Origin of the sequence: Subtercola frigoramans (assembly GCF_016907385.1) — a bacterium.
Classification (GTDB): Bacteria; Actinomycetota; Actinomycetes; order Actinomycetales; family Microbacteriaceae; genus Subtercola; species Subtercola frigoramans.
The window spans coordinates 1,146,704-1,163,034 of record NZ_JAFBBU010000001.1 but is presented as its reverse complement, the minus strand read 5'-3'; the positions used below and the strand labels follow the sequence as shown (position 1 = coordinate 1,163,034).

The following is a 16,331-nucleotide window of genomic DNA, read 5'->3' as shown; positions in this document are numbered from 1 at the left end:
TCGTGTGTTTTGTGCCGGAATATTGCGCTCCGGCCAGAGGTAAGCCTATTAGCTTGCTGCGGTGCCCGTATTGTTAGAGAGGTGACCAATCCAAATACCCCCGTGATTCACCGGGGTGAGCGCGCTCTCGCGTTCATGATCGCCGGTGTCGCCGGTCTTTCCATCATCTGCATGATCCTCGGCATCATCTCAGGGATTGCGCACTTCACGCTCGTGCCGGTTGTTCTCGTTTTTCCGCTGTTCGGCTTTCCGGTGACCATCGTGCTCATCATCGCCCTCGTCATCATGAATGCCGTCCGCCGATCCCGCGAGGCTCGTAGCTCCAGATGAGCGACACGCTCGCTCTGGCCGGCCGACTTCAGACGGAGAGCGACGATGCCCTCATCACTCTGCTGACGGCGCGCAACCTGAGCAAACGCGACCTCCGCGACTTCTTCGACCTGGCTGACGCGCTGCTCTCGCCTGATTCGGTCCACGAAGCGCTCTCCCACCTCGACCGTCACACCCTCGGCCAGATCGGCACCGGCTCCGTCGACACGGCGACGGCCACTCCGGCCCTTCGCGCCGCGTTCTCACTCATGCTGCTTGTCGAAGAAGACGGCCGCTTCGAGCCCTACGACGGCGTACGCAGCGTTCTCCTGGCCTGGCCCGAGCGGGGTCTGCCCTCCATCGATGAACTCGTCTCCGGGGTCGCACCCACCTCGGCGGCACCTCCCTCACTAGCGGCGGGCGCCAAGACCGACGAGATCGCCGCAGAGCGTGCCTTCGAGACGACCGTCGCCGTCACTGAACTCGCGACAGCCCTCCAGACTGCTCCGGCCCGCGAACTCGCCAAAGGCGGGCTCGCCGTGCCCGACGCGAAGAGGCTTGCCGCTGCAACGGGTCTTGCCCCAGAGGCCATGAATTCGATCCTCCGCGTGTCGACCATCGCGGGCCTGACCCACCGTGAGGGTGCATCGTGGTTCGGTTCTGCAACGGCAGGCGAATGGATGCTGCAACCATTGGCACGCCGCTGGGGCACCCTCGCCTCGGCCTGGCTCGACGCGCTGCCCCCTCAGATCGTCGACGTTCTGCGGTCCCGGTTGGACTCCGTCTGGGGTGAACCGCTGGCGGAGTACCTCCGGTGGCTGTACCCCGCAGGCGGCGACGAACTCGCAGAGCAGATCGACGAGTTCACGATCGATGCCGAACGACTGGGGATCGCCGGCCTCGGGCTGGCAAGTGCCGCCGGGGCCGCCCTGCTCCAGCACGGAGAAGAAGAGGCGACCGCAGCCCTGTCGCCCCTGCTACCCGCAGAAGTCTCGACCGTCTACCTGCAACACGACCTGACCGTGGTTGCTCCCGGGCCACTGCTGCCGGAGATCGACCGCTCCCTTCGCGCCATGGCCCACGTCGAGAGCCGGTCGATCGCGTCTACCTATCGCATCTCGTCGGGCTCGATTGCCAGGGCACTCGCTGCGGGGTACACCGCCGCGGGCATCCGGAGCTTTCTGCAGAGCATCTCTTCGAGCGGCATTCCCCAGCCTCTCGACTACCTGATCTCGGAGTCGAGCGCACGGTACGGTCTTCTGAGAGCGGGGTCGCTCGGCGACTCGGGGAGCTACGTGCGCTCCGACGACGGGCAACTGCTGCACACCATCGCCGTCGACCAGAGCCTCGGTTCGCTCGGGCTGGTCTTCTCGGGCGACAGCCGGCTCACGAGCCGGTTCAGCCTCGAGACGGTCTACTGGCTGCTGGTGGATGCCCGCTACCCGGTCATCGCCGAAGCAGAGTCCGGCGAGCCCCTCACTCTCACCCGGTTTCCGAACGCGCCGACACGCGTCGAGATCGCGTCCCGACCCGTCGACGAGCTCATCAACCGCCTGCGCGGAAGCGGAGTGCGGCCGGGCACCGATACGGCCGAAGCCTGGCTGGTGCGTCAGCTCGACGTCGCCGTGAAGGCGAAGTCGACGGTTCTGGTCACGGTCAAGGTTCCCAACGGTTCGGAGATGAGCTTCCTGGTCGTTCCGACAAGTCTCGGCAGTGGTCGCCTTCGGGCAACCGACCCGAAAGCCGGCGTCGAGCGCACGCTTCCTCTGGCGAGCATCACGCAGGTACAGGTCGTCAGCCCCGTCACGTAAACTTGACAGCTATGCCCGATGGCCCCCTGATCGTTCAAAGCGATCGCACCGTTCTGCTCGAAGTGGCACACCCCAACGCTGACACAGCCCGCCACGAGCTGGCCGTCTTCGCCGAGCTCGAACGGGCTCCCGAGCACATCCACACCTATCGCATCACGCGACTCGGCCTCTGGAACGCCCGCGCTGCCGGCCACACTGCCGAAGAGATCCTCGGCACCCTCGAGCGCTACTCGAAGTTCGCCATCCCCCAATCGGTGTCGATCGACATCGCCGAGACGGTTGCCCGGTATGGGCGCCTCGTCATCGAACGGCAGCCCGACGGCGTACTCACCCTCCGCTCCACCGATGAGGCAGTCCTTGCAGAGATCGTCAAGGGCAAGCGCATCTCGCCACTACTGCCATCCAAGCTAGCTTCAGACACCTACGTGATCGAGCCCTGGGCCAGGGGGCAGCTGAAGCAGGAGCTCACCAAGCTCGGGTGGCCGGCCGAAGACTTCGCCGGGTACACCCCCGGCACCCCCCACGAGATCTCGCTCGCCGAAGACGGCTGGCACCTGCGCGACTACCAGCAGAAGGCCATCGACAACTTCTTCGAGCGCGGGTCCGGCGTCGTGGTCCTTCCTTGTGGCGCCGGCAAGACGCTGGTCGGGGCCGGCGCCATGGCCACAGCGAAGACCAACACGCTCATCCTCGTGACGAACACGGTCTCTGCGCGCCAATGGCGTTCAGAACTACTCAAGCGCACCTCACTGACCGAAGACGAGATCGGCGAGTACTCCGGCCAGGTCAAAGAGGTCAAACCTGTGACCATCGCGACCTACCAGATTCTCACCGCCAAGCGGAAGGGCGCCTATGCGCACCTGGAGCTTCTCGATGCCCTCGACTGGGGGCTGGTCGTCTACGACGAGGTCCACCTCCTGCCTGCACCGGTGTTCAAGCTGACGGCCGAGCTGCAGGCCCGGCGCCGACTCGGCCTCACAGCCACCCTTGTCCGTGAAGACGGCCGGGAGGGCGACGTCTTCAGCCTGATCGGGCCGAAACGCTTTGACGCGCCCTGGAAGGAGATCGAGGCACAGGGATTCATCTCCCCTGCTGAGTGCTTCGAGGTGCGCATCGACCTGCCCCAGACCGACAGGCTGATCTACGCCGCCGCCTCCGATGATGAGCGGTACCGACTCGCCGCGACGGCACCCGCCAAACTCGACGTCGTGAAACAGCTCGTCGCGAAACACGACGGCGAGCGCATCCTCGTCATCGGCCAATACCTCGACCAGCTCGATACACTCGCCGCGGAACTCGGTGTGCCCGAACTCACCGGCTCGACGCCGATCGTCGAACGAGAGCGCCTCTACCAGGCCTTCCGAGACGGCGACGAGCCCATTCTCGTCGTCAGCAAGGTCGCCAACTTCTCGGTCGATCTGCCCGAGGCGACCGTGGCGATCCAGGTCTCCGGCTCATTCGGGTCGCGGCAGGAGGAGGCCCAGCGTCTCGGTCGACTGCTCCGACCGAAGGAGTCAGGGCTTTCTGCGAACTTCTACACGCTGGTGGCCCGCGACACCGTCGACCAGGATTTCGCCCAGAACCGCCAGCGGTTCCTCGCCGAACAGGGCTACAGCTACACGATTCTGGATGCCCAGCAACTGCTGACCGACGCTTGACCTGTCCGCGTCATGGCGGCGTCGATCGATTGACGATTCTCACAGGAAGCATTCAGCGTACCTGCAGATAATAGAGGCATGACCGGACCACGCATTCTCATTGTCGACGACGAGCCGAACATCCGCGACCTGCTCACCACCAGCCTGCGCTTCGCCGGCTTCGCGGTTCGAGCCGTCAGCAACGGAGCCCAGACCATTTCAGCAGTGCTCGAAGAAGAGCCAGACCTGATCATCCTCGACGTCATGCTGCCCGACATGAACGGCTTCGGCGTCACCAAACGCCTCCGTGCCGCCGGATACACCGCGCCCATTCTCTTTCTGACGGCCAAAGACGACACCGAAGACAAGATCACTGGTCTCACCGTGGGCGGCGACGACTACGTCACCAAGCCCTTCAGCCTCGACGAGATCGTGGCCCGCATCAAGGCGATTCTGCGTCGCACCATGCAGGCCGACGAAGATGCGATCATCCGTGCCGGTGAGCTCACCATGGACCAGGACACGCACGAGGTGTTCGTGGCCGACACCGCGATCGAGCTGAGCCCGACCGAGTTCAAGCTGCTGCGCTACCTCATGCTGAACCCCAACCGGGTGCTCTCGAAGGCCCAGATCCTCGACCACGTGTGGGAGTACGACTTCAACGGTGATGCCGGCATCGTCGAGTCGTACATCTCGTACCTTCGCCGCAAGCTCGACCAGTACTCCGAGGAGTCGTTGATCCAGACCAAGCGCGGTTTCGGCTACATGCTGAAGGTCAGCAAGGCCTGAGTTCATGCCGCGCCCGGTGGGCGCCGGGTTCGTGATGACTTCCCGACCAAGTGGTCTCCTGGCTCGTGCGTCACACGACTCGGCGGGACACAACAGGCGGGGCACATCATCTCCACAGCGACCACCGCGTAATCTGTTAGGCACTCATGGCCGTCACTCCCTCCACGTTCTGGAACTCGATCTCACTGCGCACCAAGATCACCGGTGTGACAGTGCTGATGCTGACGTTCGGGCTCATCATCGCCGGCATCGGAACGATGACCGTGCTGAGGTCGTACCTCCTGAACCAGGTGGATTCGCAGTTGCGCGGTGCCTACACCGACATCTCGCCCTTCCTCGGCTCCGGGGCGAGCGCCCTGCTGTTCAAGCTCGATGACGTCGAGTCGGCACCGAAGGAATACTACGTCGCCCTGATCGGGCCCAACGGCTCCGTCACCGTGAACAACTGGGGCTCGCAGCCCGCGTCGGAAGAGCCTTCTGTAACCGGTCTGCCCACGACACCATCCCTGGATGCCCAGGCACAGTCCCCCGTCTTCATCCTCTCGTCCACGGGCGGCAAGACCGAGTGGCACGCCGCCGTGCGCACAGTGGGCCTGCAGGACGGCAGCTACGGCACCCTCGTCATTGCTTCGTCGCTGGAGAAGACCGACAGCGTCACCACCACGTACCTCTCGATCTTTCTCGCCTTTGGGGTCGGCGTGGTCGTGCTCGGCGCCATGCTCACCCGGCTCCTGGTGAGCAGCACCTTCACTCCCCTGCGTGCCGTCGAGAAGACCGCCGCCGAGATCGCCAACGGAGACTTCAGCCAGCGTATGGCTGGTGACACCCCGAACACCGAGGTCGGCCGACTCAACCGTTCGCTCAACACCATGCTGAGCCGTATCGACACGGCCTTCACCGACAGGGCGAAGACCATCGACCAGATGAGGCGCTTCGTCGGCGATGCCAGCCATGAGCTGCGCACTCCCCTGGTGTCTGTTCGGGGGTATGCCGAGCTCTACCGCATGGGTGCGCTCCAGACCCCCGAAGAGGTCGCCAAGGCGATGGACCGCATCGAGAAGGAGGCGATCCGCATGGGCGCGCTCGTCGAAGACCTTCTCGAACTCGCCCGCCTCGACGAGACCCGGCCAATGAACCTCGAGCGCATCGACCTCGTACCGATCGCTGTCGACGCCGCGTTGGATGCCCGGGCCTCCAGCCCCGAACGTGTCGTGTCGATCATCCTGCCCCGTTCGTCGCAGCCGGTGAGCTTCGTGCCGGCGGTCGACTCTGCAACGAACCCACCGCTCGGTGATTCGGGCGACGCGGCACTCGCGGGGCCGAACTCACTGCCAGGCTCCGACGACAAGGCCAGCAACCTCACCGGGCCGATCGGATTCGCGGGCGCGACTCTTGCACGACTCAGGCGCCGGCCCCGCACCGGAGCGGTTGCGCCTGTCGACCCGAAGACGGGCGCTCCCGTCGAGCTGGTGCCCGCTGACGTCGCGCTCTCGAGCATCGATTCCGAGGACCGCGGCGGGGTCGCACCGATAGTCATGGCAGACGAGAACAAGATCCGGCAGGTCGTTGCGAATCTCATCGGCAACGCTCTGCGATTCACCCCGTCAGACAGCCCGATCGAGGTGTCGATCCAGGTCGACGAGGCTCGCCGCGTGGCCATTCTCGACGTCATCGACCACGGCGAGGGAATCCCGTCGCAGATTCGCGAGAAGATCTTCCAGCGCTTCTGGCGTGCGGACTCCTCCCGCACCCGCGAGACGGGAGGAAGCGGCCTCGGGCTCGCCATCGTGTCATCGATCATCGCGGCCCACCACGGCACCGTTGAGGCCGTCGAGACCACGGGAGGCGGCGCAACATTCCGCGTCACCCTGCCCCTGGCCCCGATCGTCGTCTCCTCTGCTCCGGGCACAGCAGCAGCTATCGCCTGAGCGAAACCCGGCCAGTGGGCCCGGCAACCGCCGATCCGACAGCACCCTGCCCCACTGACTGCCGAACCGTCGATCCGTCAGTGGAGCGTGCTGAACCGCGTCCGTCTTCGCCTGTAGAACGGTCTGCGACGATGACCCCGGCGTCGCGATAGGCCGCAGCTCGCCACGATGTCGCCGTGTCGTCGATCACGACTTCACCCACGACGCCACCCAGGGTCTCGTTCACCACCTCAGGCACGAAGAGCGCTCCCGCTGCCGAGAACGAGCGGTTGCCCGATCGGATCAGCGCAGCGCCCCAGACCTCGGGATGGGGTATGTCGGGGTGAACCAGCAGGCAGCGGAGCTCGACAGGATGCACGGCGAACGCCGGCCCCCACCACACGGCGCTGGCGACAATGGCGTCATCGAGCAACGCCAGCCACGTCCAATCGCGACGGAATTCACCCGTCGCCAGGCCGCGACCGTACGCTTCTGCGCTCATATGCGCTGAGCCATCTAGGCCGGTATGAAAAAATTGCAGTACCGACGAATCGTCAGCACGAAGAGATTGTCTGAACACGAGAAACTTCCTCCAGAAGAAATGTGAACGTTGGAGGCGCTTCCCAGTGCGACGATGGCCGCTAGTGTGCGGGCAGGTGTCCCAGGGGAAGCGCCGTGTGAGCTGCAGTCATAGCTGCTCGCTTCGCGATGTCTCTCTGTGCAATCATCGGGCTCACCTCCCCTTTCATTTCTGAATCTCTGTCAATCTGTACGGCAACTGCCGCGGTGCTCCAACCTACCCGCTCCCCCGCCCCCAGGCAAGCACCCCGCCACATTCCCCGATGCGGGGCGAGGTCGATTCGGATGCGGCGCAGAATGGAAGGCTGCAGAGCGAGGTCGAAAGGAAGCGGCGGCGTGTACGTCGCTTCCTTTGTCGCCCGGGGAAACAACGACGGAACCGCAAAGTTCTCCCAGCATGCGCCGCCGGGGCGGCGGCGCATAGAAAAGCGGGCCGGCCCGAAGGCCGACCCGCTTTTCGCAGCTAAATCAGAAGTCCATGCCACCGCTGGGGTCGCCGACCGGAGCGGGGTGACGCTCCGGCTTGTCAGCGACCACAACCTCTGTGGTCAGGAACAGACCGGCGATGGATGCAGCGTTCTGCAGGGCAGAGCGCGTCACCTTCACCGGGTCGTTGATTCCGGCAGCCAGCATGTCGACGTACTCGCCGGTTGCGGCGTTCAGGCCCCATCCGACGGGCAGGTTGCGTACCTTCTCGGCGACAACACCGGGCTCGAGGCCCGCGTTGACAGCGATCTGCTTGAGCGGGGCGTCGATCGCAACCTTCACGATGTTCGCGCCGGTCGCTTCGTCACCGGTCAGCGTGAGCTTCTCGAATGCGGTCTTGCCAGCCTGGATCAGGGCGACGCCACCACCGGCGACGATGCCCTCTTCGACGGCAGCCTTGGCGTTGCGCACTGCATCCTCGATGCGGTGTTTGCGCTCCTTGAGCTCGACCTCGGTCGCAGCTCCGGCCTTGATGACAGCAACGCCACCGGCGAGCTTCGCGAGACGCTCCTGGAGCTTCTCACGGTCGTAGTCGCTGTCGGTGTTCTCGATCTCGTTGCGGATCTGCTGCACGCGACCGGCGATGAGCTCGGCGTCGCCGGCACCTTCGACGATGGTGGTCTCATCTTTGGTGATGACGACCTTGCGTGCGCGGCCCAGGAGGTCGAGCGTGACGTTCTCGAGCTTCAGGCCGACCTCTTCTGAGATGACCTGTCCGCCGGTGAGGATGGCGATGTCCTGCAGCTGCGCCTTGCGACGGTCGCCGAAGCCGGGAGCCTTGACGGCAACCGACTTGAAGATGCCGCGGATCTTGTTGACGACGAGCGTGGCGAGTGCTTCGCCATCGACGTCTTCAGCGATGATGAGCAGCTGCTTGTTGGCCTGGATGACCTTGTCGACGATCGGCAGCAGGTCTTTGATCTGCGAGACCTTCGAGTTGACGATCAGGATGTAGGGGTCTTCGAAGACGGCTTCCTGGCGGTCGGGGTCGGTGACGAAGTACTGCGACAGGTAACCCTTGTCGAAGCGCATGCCCTCGGTCAGCTCGAGCTCGGTGCCGAACGTGTTCGACTCCTCGACGGTGACAACACCCTCTTTGCCGACCTTGTCGATCGCCTCAGCGATCAGTGCGCCGATCTCGGTGTCACCGGCAGAGATCGATGCGGTTGCCGCGATCTCTTCCTTGGTCTCGATCTCTTTGGCGTTCTTGACGAGCTCGGCGATGACGGCTGCAACAGCCTTCTCGATGCCCTTCTTCAGGCTGATCGGGTCTGCGCCGGCTGCGACGTTGCGCAGGCCTTCGCGAACCAGCGCCTGAGCGAGGACCGTGGCGGTCGTCGTTCCGTCGCCGGCAACGTCGTCAGTCTTCTTTGCGACCTCTTTGACCAGCTCGGCGCCGATCTTCTCGTAGGGGTCGTCAAGTTCGATCTCTTTGGCGATGGACACACCATCGTTCGTGATGGTGGGCGCACCCCACTTCTTCTCGAGGACGACGTTGCGACCGCGCGGGCCAAGCGTGACCTTGACGGCGTCAGCCAAAATGTTGAGTCCACGCTCGAGGCCGCGTCTGGCCTCTTCGTCGAAAGCAATAATCTTTGCCATGTGTGTTTCTCGTCCCTCCCGGGCGTCATGAAAGATTCATAAAGGTCTAGCACTCAGGTAGTGCGAGTGCTAAGACCAATACTGGCACTCGACAGGGCCGAGTGCAAGTGACACCCCAGAAGGACGACGGTTTCGATAGCGCTGTGCGCTACTCAACCAACGATCACGTGAGATTTCGAAGTCACGCCAGGCGTACCGACTCGGCCTGCGGACCCTTCGACCCCGTTCCCACTTCGAAGATCACCTGCTGGCCCTCTTCGAGAACCTTGTATCCCCCCATGTCGATCGCGGAGTAGTGAACGAACACATCCTGTCCGCCCCCTTCCACCGTGATAAAGCCGTAGCCTTTTTCAGCGTTGAACCACTTGACGGTTCCGTTCGCCATTGTTACTCCCAGTTGCTGTGTTGCTCACCATCATTTCGGGCGAAATGATCCGTTTCACAAGTAAAACGGTGCATTCGGCGAAATCGCGATCACGTGACGACAATTCAACAAGAATTAAACACGCACGAAATACGGCACCCCCGCAGAAGGGGTATCCGGGCTATTCGGTGTAGTCGGCGCCGAGAACAGCAGTGAGATCCGCGCCGGCAAACTGGTCGGACTGCGCCACAGCTATTCCACCAAGTGTTGCAGCCAGGCCCTTGGCCGCGCCCTCGTTCTCTGCCTTCGCGTAATAGACCGTCGACGTGGCCACATCGGAGGCGCTCGCGTTCGCCTCGGCTCCCACCGACCATCCATCGGCCGTCGCCCGCGTGCCGGCTCGCGTCGCGAGCCCTTCGACCCCTGCACCGTTCAGGATGGTCACCGTGAGCTTCGGGTCTATAGTGGGCGTCGCGGTGGGGGTGGGCACAGGCGTGTCGGCGGCGACAGTCGAGGAGCCGCCCGCACTGGTGCCACCGCTGGTGAACTGGATCCCGTTGTTCACAACGAACAGGCCGACGACCCCGAGGCCGACGAGCAGCCCGGTTGCCAGGGCGGCCCAGGCGAACGTCACCCATCCACGGCCCTTGGGCCGGGGTCCGCGGTGCACACCCCTGCGGATGCCGTCTGCAGGAATTCGGTCGAACGAATCGCGTGGTTCTGAAGCCATGGAAGGGTGGGGCTGCCGTTCTTATTCGCCAGGCGAGAGCAGGCGAGCCGACCGGGCTGCCATTCGGGTGTCTCTCACGCGCTGGAGTCGTTTGATGAGCATGGGATCAAAGGTCAGGGCTGCCGAAGAATCTGTGAGCGCCGCGACAATCTGGTAATAGCGGGTCGGTGAGAGACCGAATTCATCGCGAACGGCCTGCTCCTTCGCGCCGGAGTGCTGCCACCAGACTCGCTCGAATTCGAGAATCCGGCGGTCACGGTCACTGAGGATCGAATCCATAACCGCGCGCCACCTCTCTCGACTCGACTGGCTTGCGACTGCCTGCGATGGCTCATTCTAGAGCGCGGCCGCTTGGCATCCGGTGTGTACACGCCCAGCGAACGACCCGGCGGCCTCAGGAACCGGAGCGACCTGCCCGGTACATGGAGGTGTGCACGATTCCTGCTTCGTCGTAGTCTTCGCCGAATCGTTCGAAGCCGAAGCCTGCGTAGAGGGGCGCAATGTAACTCTGGGAGTGGAGCAACAGTGCCTCATGGCCGAACTGGCCGATCACATCGGTGAGCAGGCGCTGGGCGAGCCCCCGCCCGCGGAAGGCCGGCGCCACGACGACACGGCCGATGAGCCTCGTGGCGTCGAGGTACTCGGGAGTGGCGTCTTCGATCACCCGGAGGTAGGCGACGACCCTGTCGGCGTCGGCGATCCACACATGCTTGGTTGCGGGTTCCCTGTCCCGATCATCCAATTCTGATTCGTCGACCTTCTGTTCGACGTAGAAGACGTCGGTTCGAAGTCGCAGGATGGCGTACAACTCGTCGGTTGTGAGCTCGCTCCACGTCTTCTGGATGATGGAATGGTCAGGCACGCGCTCGAGTTTACTGTGATGATGGAAGGCGTTTGGAGAGGACACCATGACAGAGTACGAAGTTTCGAAGACGACCGATGAGTGGAAGAACGAGCTCAGTGCCGAGGAGTTCGCCGTGCTGCGGCAGGCGGCGACCGAGCGCCCGTGGACGGGTGAGTTGCTCGACGAGAAACGTGAAGGGGTCTACCGCTGCAAGGCGTGCGGGCAGGAGCTATTTCGAAGCGACACGAAGTTCGACTCGCACTGCGGATGGCCCAGCTTCTACGCACCGAAGGAATCCGACGCGGTCGAACTGATCGAAGACCGGAGCCTGGGAATGCTGCGCACAGAGGTTCGGTGCTCCAATTGCGGGTCACACCTCGGCCACCTCTTCGACGATGCCCCCCAGACGCCGACGGGAGACCGGTTCTGCATGAACTCGGTTTCGCTGTCGTTCGACGAGTCGGCCTGAGACCGGGCAGGATCCGCGGGTGTACGCAGGTGCACCGCGATCGAACGCAACAGCATTCAGCTACACGCCAAGTATGAAGAGGAGCGCGTCGATGTCGGCCTTCACCAGCATGAAGCAGCGACGCTCCTACTCGCGGGTCGGGGGGTCTGCCCCTGACCACGACGAGATATTACGCCTCGTCGAGGCAGCCGGGACCGTCGCCGACCACGGTTCGCTGCGGCCCTGGCGGTTCATCGAAATCCGTGGCGGTGCCCGGGCCCGTCTTGGCAGCGCTCTCGCCGAGGGTTCAGGGGCGTCCAGCGACCTCGAACGGGCCGGGTTCATCTCCAAGGCCGAGCGGGCGCCCCTGCTGATCGCCATTGTGGCGGCCCACAAGCAGAGCGAGAAGGTCACGACCTGGGAGCAGGATGCGGTGGCCGCCGGCGTCACGCACGCGCTTTCACTGCTGCTCGACGAAGCAGGGTGGGGTGTGATCTGGAGAACCGGCCCCTTCACCCGCACCGGGCCGGTGCGGCGCGTGCACGAGCTGCAGGCGAATGAAGAGCTGCTCGGCTGGCTCTATGTTGGTGAGAGACCCGTTGGTGAGAGACCCGTTGGTGAGAGACCCGTTGGTGAGAGGGGCGCTCGTCGAACCCTCATCGATGCGGCCGATCATGTGACGGTGCTCTCGTGACGCGCAGCGAGCAGAAGTCGAGTCCGAACGATCCCGGCACCGGTGCTCAAACGGGCCTGCATGTCGTCACGGCCACCCTCGCCGAGCTCGATGCGCTGGCAGTACTCTTCGACGCGTATCGGCAGTTCTACGGGCATCCTGCAAGCCTCGGAGCAGCACGCGACTACCTCGAGGCTCGAATTTGCGGTGACGAGTCCGTGGTGCTGCTCGCCGTGAATGGGGGCAGGCCGGTCGGCTTCAGCCAGCTCTACCCCTCGTTCTGCTCACTCGATCTCTCCCGCATCTTCGTGCTCTACGACCTCTTCGTCGACCCGTCAGCGCGTCGGCTCGGGGTTGCCCGTGCGCTCCTTGCCGCAGCAGAACGGCACGGCCGCGCGGCAGGCGCCAGCCGACTCGAGCTCTCCACTGCGTGGAGCAACACCGAGGCGCAGGCGCTCTACGAGGCCGATGGCTGGATGCCCGACTCGACGTACCGCCACTACGAACTCCCGCTCGTTCCGCCCGCCGTCTCGGAACGGTGACGTTCAGCTGGCCGCGCGCCGCGTTCAGCGACGTTCGTGCAGCCCGAGGGGATTCACCGGGTCGGGGCCGAGTGACCGGGACCGTTCGAGAAGCTCTGCGACGTGCGACGCCATGTACGCGCCGGCCCCCGTCAACGACCGCTCGGAGGCAACCCAGACACGAAGGCCCTGCTGGTCGCAGCCGTAGGTGTACACGCCGAAGAGTTCGTGATCGCCTTCGTGGTACCGACGGATCCAACCGATGCACCGGCCGTCGTGGGCCAGGAACCAGACGTCCGCGCTCCACGGTGTGGCGGCGTAGACAGAGTGGGGCTGTGTTGCGTCGATCGTCGTAGCGGCGGTGGCGTTCACAGCACGAGACTAAGCCGAGCCGCTGGCAAAACCCTGCAAGCCGGGCCGGTGTATGCCATCAGACAAGGGCCACGGCGTGCTGGGTCGCGAAATGCTTCACGGCTGCCGGATGGTAGTTGAGCCCGTTGGTGTGCGTGGTGAGCCAGTCCAGACCCACGACTGCCCCCTGGAATTCGAGTTTGACGAGCCACTTCGAGATCCAGTCCGCGAGCGAGACGTCGATGGCCGACAGGCTACGGCCGAGTAGGTCGCTCTCGCTCGCCTTCTCCGCGAGCGCCCGTGACGACCAGAACGGGACGGCCCTCTCGCCCCCGAGCGCCGAGACGAGAACTCCAGCGTCGTCGTGGAGCAACCAGACTGTTCCGGAGGATCTCACCCGCTCGGCGAACTGCGCACAGATCGGGTTGATCTGGTAGGCGGGGCGCACGACGTCTTGGGCGGGGAACCCAGCGGTACCAGGGTGCCCGCCGGTGTGCCCGCGAGGCACAAGTGTGAGGTGCCGCACCGGCAGACTGCTCTGTGCCGACCCATTCTTCTGGGCGACTCTCGAACCATCCATCACAGGACCCTTCCAAGACTCATCTTCTCACCAAGAAAACCGTCTCTGAATTGCTGGGCAGGAAATAGGGTCTTAAGTCCCGGTCCGGGAGGTGCTGGTGCTGGTGCTGGTGCTGGTGCTGGTGCTGGTGCTACTTGGTACCAGACCCGCCGGCAACAACATACGACCACAGTTCGCTGCTGACACCCACGTGGGCGGGTGCCGGCTGCCCCGTGCGCTCGGCCTCGCTGCGATGACCGTGTCCGAATGCGGGTGAACTCACCCAGGCCTGGAACGACTCCTCGTCGGACCACCGGGTGACGACGAGCCAGGTGTGGCGATCATCCACGGGCTTCAGGAGTTCGAAGCCCTCGAACCCCGCCTGGCCGTCAACGGCTCCGGCACGAGCAGCGAAGCGCTGGGCGAGTTCGTCGCCACTGTCGGCTTGCACGGTGATGGCGTTGATCTTGATTACAGTCACGGGAGAGTCCTTCTGTCTGGGGCGCGCATCGGCGCCCGGTCCCATCGTGCCACGACGGGCTGAATGAAAACCCTCAGAACACGTCCCACCAAACGTTAGGGAAGGGGATTAGCGACCTGGGTAGAGCAACCGGGAGCTACGGTCTTTTCGAAGGCTGCGGTCATGAACTTCTGAAGTGGTGACCCGTCGAAGACCAGATCAGCTGCTGCATCGGAGATAGCTTTCGCAGAGATCTCGCCCGGAATCGCGAGGTGAGAAGCGGGGCTCACGAGGGTCACGGGTCGCACTGCCTGAAGTTCGAGATGGCCAACCGTGCCGCCGGCCGGGCAGTAGACATCCGATGCGAGGCTGTCGTAGAGCGCGCGCGACATACAGTCTGCCGCTGCAGGCACCGAGACGTTCAGCTGTCCACGAGGAGCTGTGCAGTGGATGACGTCGTCGGCAGTGCCCTGGGCGATGAACAGCGGAACGGGCGCTCCATTGACGATCGGCGCCTTGGCGAAGGGGTTCGTCCCGAGAGGACCGGGCAGATTCCACCGCATCCACGCGCACCAGGATGAGAGGATGGCGTCGGTGGTCGCTCTGCAACTCGTGTCGAGACCACCCTTGAAATATTCACCAGTCGAATAGCTCGAGGGGAGGTTCCACACCGACGGGATCAACATCGGGTTTGTCTGTGCATCACTGTACTTCTCAACCTCGGCCTGAACCTGCTTCGCCTGCGCTCCCGTCAGGCAGAGTGCCTGCACGGCGGCGACCGTCTGCGCGCCTGGGTTCGGTGTCACAATCGCTGACAGCTCGAGAGCTGGGCCAGAGACAGGAAAGGCGGGAAACTGGGCGGTGGATGATGGGGCCCGGCCTGAGGCGAGCGAATTCCATGACCCGAAGATGTAGGAGAACAGAGCCGGGCCGATCTGCATCTGGAGTGACTTCACTGGCAGATCCAGGCCGACGTTCTTGTGCATCTCCCAGTCGGCCAATCCATCACCCGGCTGCACGCTGGGCTGGCCCGCAAGAGTGATGAAGTTGCTTGCGGGTGCCATCGCCGCAACACCGACAAGCGTGAGGGTAGGCGTGACCCGCGAAGGGTGAGTTGACGCGAGGTACGACTCAGCCAGCTGACCGGCCCAGAGCGCGGCGTGCCCACCCTGAGAATGGCCCCAAATCACAGAATCATATGCGGTCGGAGCGGCCGAGGCGAAGGTCTGGTCCATCAGTTGGGCGCCAGCCCTGGCAGCGTCGAGAACGGCAGACGCCTCCATCTTGCCGACGACGTAGGTTTCGCCTGGTTGATAGTCGGTCGCGGTGACGACCATGCCCTTGTTCAGCGCGTACTGCAGCAGCCCGCCCGCGGGATCTCCCTCATGCTTGCCAGCATCACTCCCCCACGCGATGGCATTGATGCCGCCTGGCATCTTGCCCCAGAAGAGGTTCGCCGGGTCGCTAGACGGCAGGCAGTCCTGAGCGAGGCCGACGGTGCCGTGCGACCAATCCAGCATTCTGCCGGTGCCACCGATCAACGCCGGGCCAGCGATCGGCGCAGCAACCATGCCACAGACCAGCTGGAGATCGTTCTCGTCGACGCCTGTGGTCACGTAGAGCATCCGCCAGACACTCGAAGCTGTCGGGAACCCGGGACTCTGGGAATCGGTTGGCGTGAGGTCGACTGCTGAGACAATGTCGCCGGGGCCAAGTCCTGTCGGCACGACACCACCCACACCATCGGCCCCGGTGCAGGGTGCGGTGTCGACCGACACCGGGTTCGCGGTCGCGGTCGGCGTCGGCATATCCGAGGACACGCAGGACGTGAAGCCGATGATGGCTGCGACGCCGATGGTGGCTGCGAGAATTATTCGCCGGCCTTTCGGCTGCGCCCCTGACCGGTTCATGGCCCTGAGACTATCGTCAGCCCGCTTGTCAGCGAGACCATCGTGCACTCAGAGTCGCGCGCTGGAGCTATGAAGGAGCATCCAGTGGATGCTCACCGCGACGCCAGCGCTGGCGAAGCAGCGCTTCGCGAGTACCAACGCTTCACGTCTGGATTGGGGCCGACGACGCGCGCTGGAGCTATGAGGGAGCATCCAGTGGATGCTCACCGCGACGCCAGCGCTGGCGAAGCAACGCTTCGCGAGTACCAACGCTTCACGGCTGGATTGGGGCCGACGACGCGCGCTGGAGCTATGAGGGAGCATCCAGTGGATGCTCACCGCGACGCCAGCGCTGGCGAAGCAGCGCTTCGC

At 64.2% G+C, this 16,331-nt stretch carries 18 protein-coding genes; 8 read left to right on the top strand and 10 right to left on the bottom strand.

What is annotated here, in order from left to right; translation table 11 throughout:
• The first annotated feature begins 81 nt into the window (after window positions 1-81).
• The 5 genes from JOE66_RS05620 to JOE66_RS05600 all read left to right on the top strand — a co-directional run bounded on the left by JOE66_RS05620 (window position 82) and on the right by JOE66_RS05600 (window position 6,474).
• Entirely contained in the window at window positions 82-330 is a 249-nt protein-coding gene (locus JOE66_RS05620) for a hypothetical protein (RefSeq protein ID WP_205107528.1), read from the top strand.
• Window positions 327-2,120: a helicase-associated domain-containing protein gene (locus JOE66_RS05615; RefSeq protein WP_205107526.1), complete on the top strand. Its 1,794-nt coding sequence runs from the start codon at window positions 327-329 to the stop codon at window positions 2,118-2,120. Before JOE66_RS05620 ends, JOE66_RS05615 begins: the two co-directional genes overlap by 4 nt.
• Window positions 2,121-2,131: 11 nt before the next feature.
• Window positions 2,132-3,778, top strand: a complete 1,647-nt coding sequence (locus JOE66_RS05610) for a DNA repair helicase XPB (protein WP_205107524.1) — start codon at window positions 2,132-2,134, stop codon at window positions 3,776-3,778.
• Window positions 3,779-3,856: 78 nt separating this feature from the next.
• Complete coding sequence (locus JOE66_RS05605) at window positions 3,857-4,546, top strand: response regulator transcription factor (protein ID WP_116419165.1); 690 nt, start codon at window positions 3,857-3,859, stop codon at window positions 4,544-4,546.
• Window positions 4,547-4,692: 146 nt separating this feature from the next.
• Entirely contained in the window at window positions 4,693-6,474 is a 1,782-nt protein-coding gene (locus tag JOE66_RS05600; RefSeq protein ID WP_205107522.1) for a HAMP domain-containing sensor histidine kinase, read from the top strand.
• Here the strand turns inward: JOE66_RS05600 and JOE66_RS05595 are convergent.
• From JOE66_RS05595 to JOE66_RS05570, 6 genes are all read right to left on the bottom strand, one after another.
• Window positions 6,464-6,955 carry a hypothetical protein gene (locus tag JOE66_RS05595; RefSeq protein WP_205107520.1) on the bottom strand — a complete coding sequence of 164 codons (492 nt, stop codon included), beginning with the start codon at window positions 6,953-6,955 and terminating at the stop codon, window positions 6,464-6,466. The genes JOE66_RS05600 and JOE66_RS05595 overlap by 11 nt on opposite strands.
• Before the next feature lie 545 nt (window positions 6,956-7,500).
• Window positions 7,501-9,120 carry a chaperonin GroEL gene (gene groL / locus JOE66_RS05590; protein ID WP_205107518.1) on the bottom strand — a complete coding sequence of 540 codons (1,620 nt, stop codon included), beginning with the start codon at window positions 9,118-9,120 and terminating at the stop codon, window positions 7,501-7,503.
• A 181-nt stretch (window positions 9,121-9,301) separates the two neighbouring features.
• On the bottom strand, window positions 9,302-9,505 hold the full coding sequence (locus JOE66_RS05585; RefSeq protein ID WP_104242705.1) for a cold-shock protein: 204 nt from the start codon (window positions 9,503-9,505) through the stop codon (window positions 9,302-9,304).
• A gap of 160 nt (window positions 9,506-9,665) precedes the next feature.
• Complete coding sequence (locus JOE66_RS05580) at window positions 9,666-10,214, bottom strand: LytR C-terminal domain-containing protein (protein WP_205107516.1); 549 nt, start codon at window positions 10,212-10,214, stop codon at window positions 9,666-9,668.
• Between the two features lie 21 nt (window positions 10,215-10,235).
• The gene (locus tag JOE66_RS05575; protein ID WP_205107514.1) at window positions 10,236-10,493 is read right to left on the bottom strand and encodes a DUF3263 domain-containing protein; all 258 of its coding nucleotides are present in this window, start codon (window positions 10,491-10,493) and stop codon (window positions 10,236-10,238) included.
• Window positions 10,494-10,608: 115 nt separating this feature from the next.
• Window positions 10,609-11,076 carry a GNAT family N-acetyltransferase gene (locus JOE66_RS05570; protein WP_307827067.1) on the bottom strand — a complete coding sequence of 156 codons (468 nt, stop codon included), beginning with the start codon at window positions 11,074-11,076 and terminating at the stop codon, window positions 10,609-10,611.
• Window positions 11,077-11,122: 46 nt separating this feature from the next.
• Here JOE66_RS05570 and msrB point away from each other — a divergent pair, with 46 nt between their 5' ends.
• The 3 genes from msrB (at window position 11,123) to JOE66_RS05555 (ending at window position 12,721) form a co-directional block, all read left to right on the top strand.
• Window positions 11,123-11,527 (top strand): peptide-methionine (R)-S-oxide reductase MsrB, encoded by a 405-nt coding sequence (gene msrB, locus JOE66_RS05565; protein WP_205107512.1) that lies wholly within the window; start codon window positions 11,123-11,125, stop codon window positions 11,525-11,527.
• 91 nt (window positions 11,528-11,618) lie between these two features.
• The gene (locus JOE66_RS05560; RefSeq protein WP_205107510.1) at window positions 11,619-12,200 is read left to right on the top strand and encodes a nitroreductase family protein; all 582 of its coding nucleotides are present in this window, start codon (window positions 11,619-11,621) and stop codon (window positions 12,198-12,200) included.
• Window positions 12,197-12,721: a GNAT family N-acetyltransferase gene (locus tag JOE66_RS05555; RefSeq protein ID WP_307827066.1), complete on the top strand. Its 525-nt coding sequence runs from the start codon at window positions 12,197-12,199 to the stop codon at window positions 12,719-12,721. Before JOE66_RS05560 ends, JOE66_RS05555 begins: the two co-directional genes overlap by 4 nt.
• 24 nt (window positions 12,722-12,745) lie before the next feature.
• Here JOE66_RS05555 and JOE66_RS05550 read toward each other — a convergent pair whose 3' ends face one another.
• From JOE66_RS05550 to JOE66_RS05535, 4 genes are all read right to left on the bottom strand, one after another.
• The gene (locus JOE66_RS05550; RefSeq protein ID WP_205107508.1) at window positions 12,746-13,072 is read right to left on the bottom strand and encodes a hypothetical protein; all 327 of its coding nucleotides are present in this window, start codon (window positions 13,070-13,072) and stop codon (window positions 12,746-12,748) included.
• 58 nt (window positions 13,073-13,130) lie between these two features.
• Entirely contained in the window at window positions 13,131-13,631 is a 501-nt protein-coding gene (locus tag JOE66_RS05545; protein ID WP_205107506.1) for a DUF2750 domain-containing protein, read from the bottom strand.
• A gap of 130 nt (window positions 13,632-13,761) precedes the next feature.
• Window positions 13,762-14,091: an antibiotic biosynthesis monooxygenase family protein gene (locus JOE66_RS05540; protein WP_205107504.1), complete on the bottom strand. Its 330-nt coding sequence runs from the start codon at window positions 14,089-14,091 to the stop codon at window positions 13,762-13,764.
• Window positions 14,092-14,186: 95 nt separating this feature from the next.
• Window positions 14,187-15,980, bottom strand: coding sequence for a lipase family protein (locus JOE66_RS05535; protein WP_205107502.1), 1,794 nt, complete (start codon window positions 15,978-15,980; stop codon window positions 14,187-14,189).
• Window positions 15,981-16,331 lie beyond the last annotated feature (351 nt).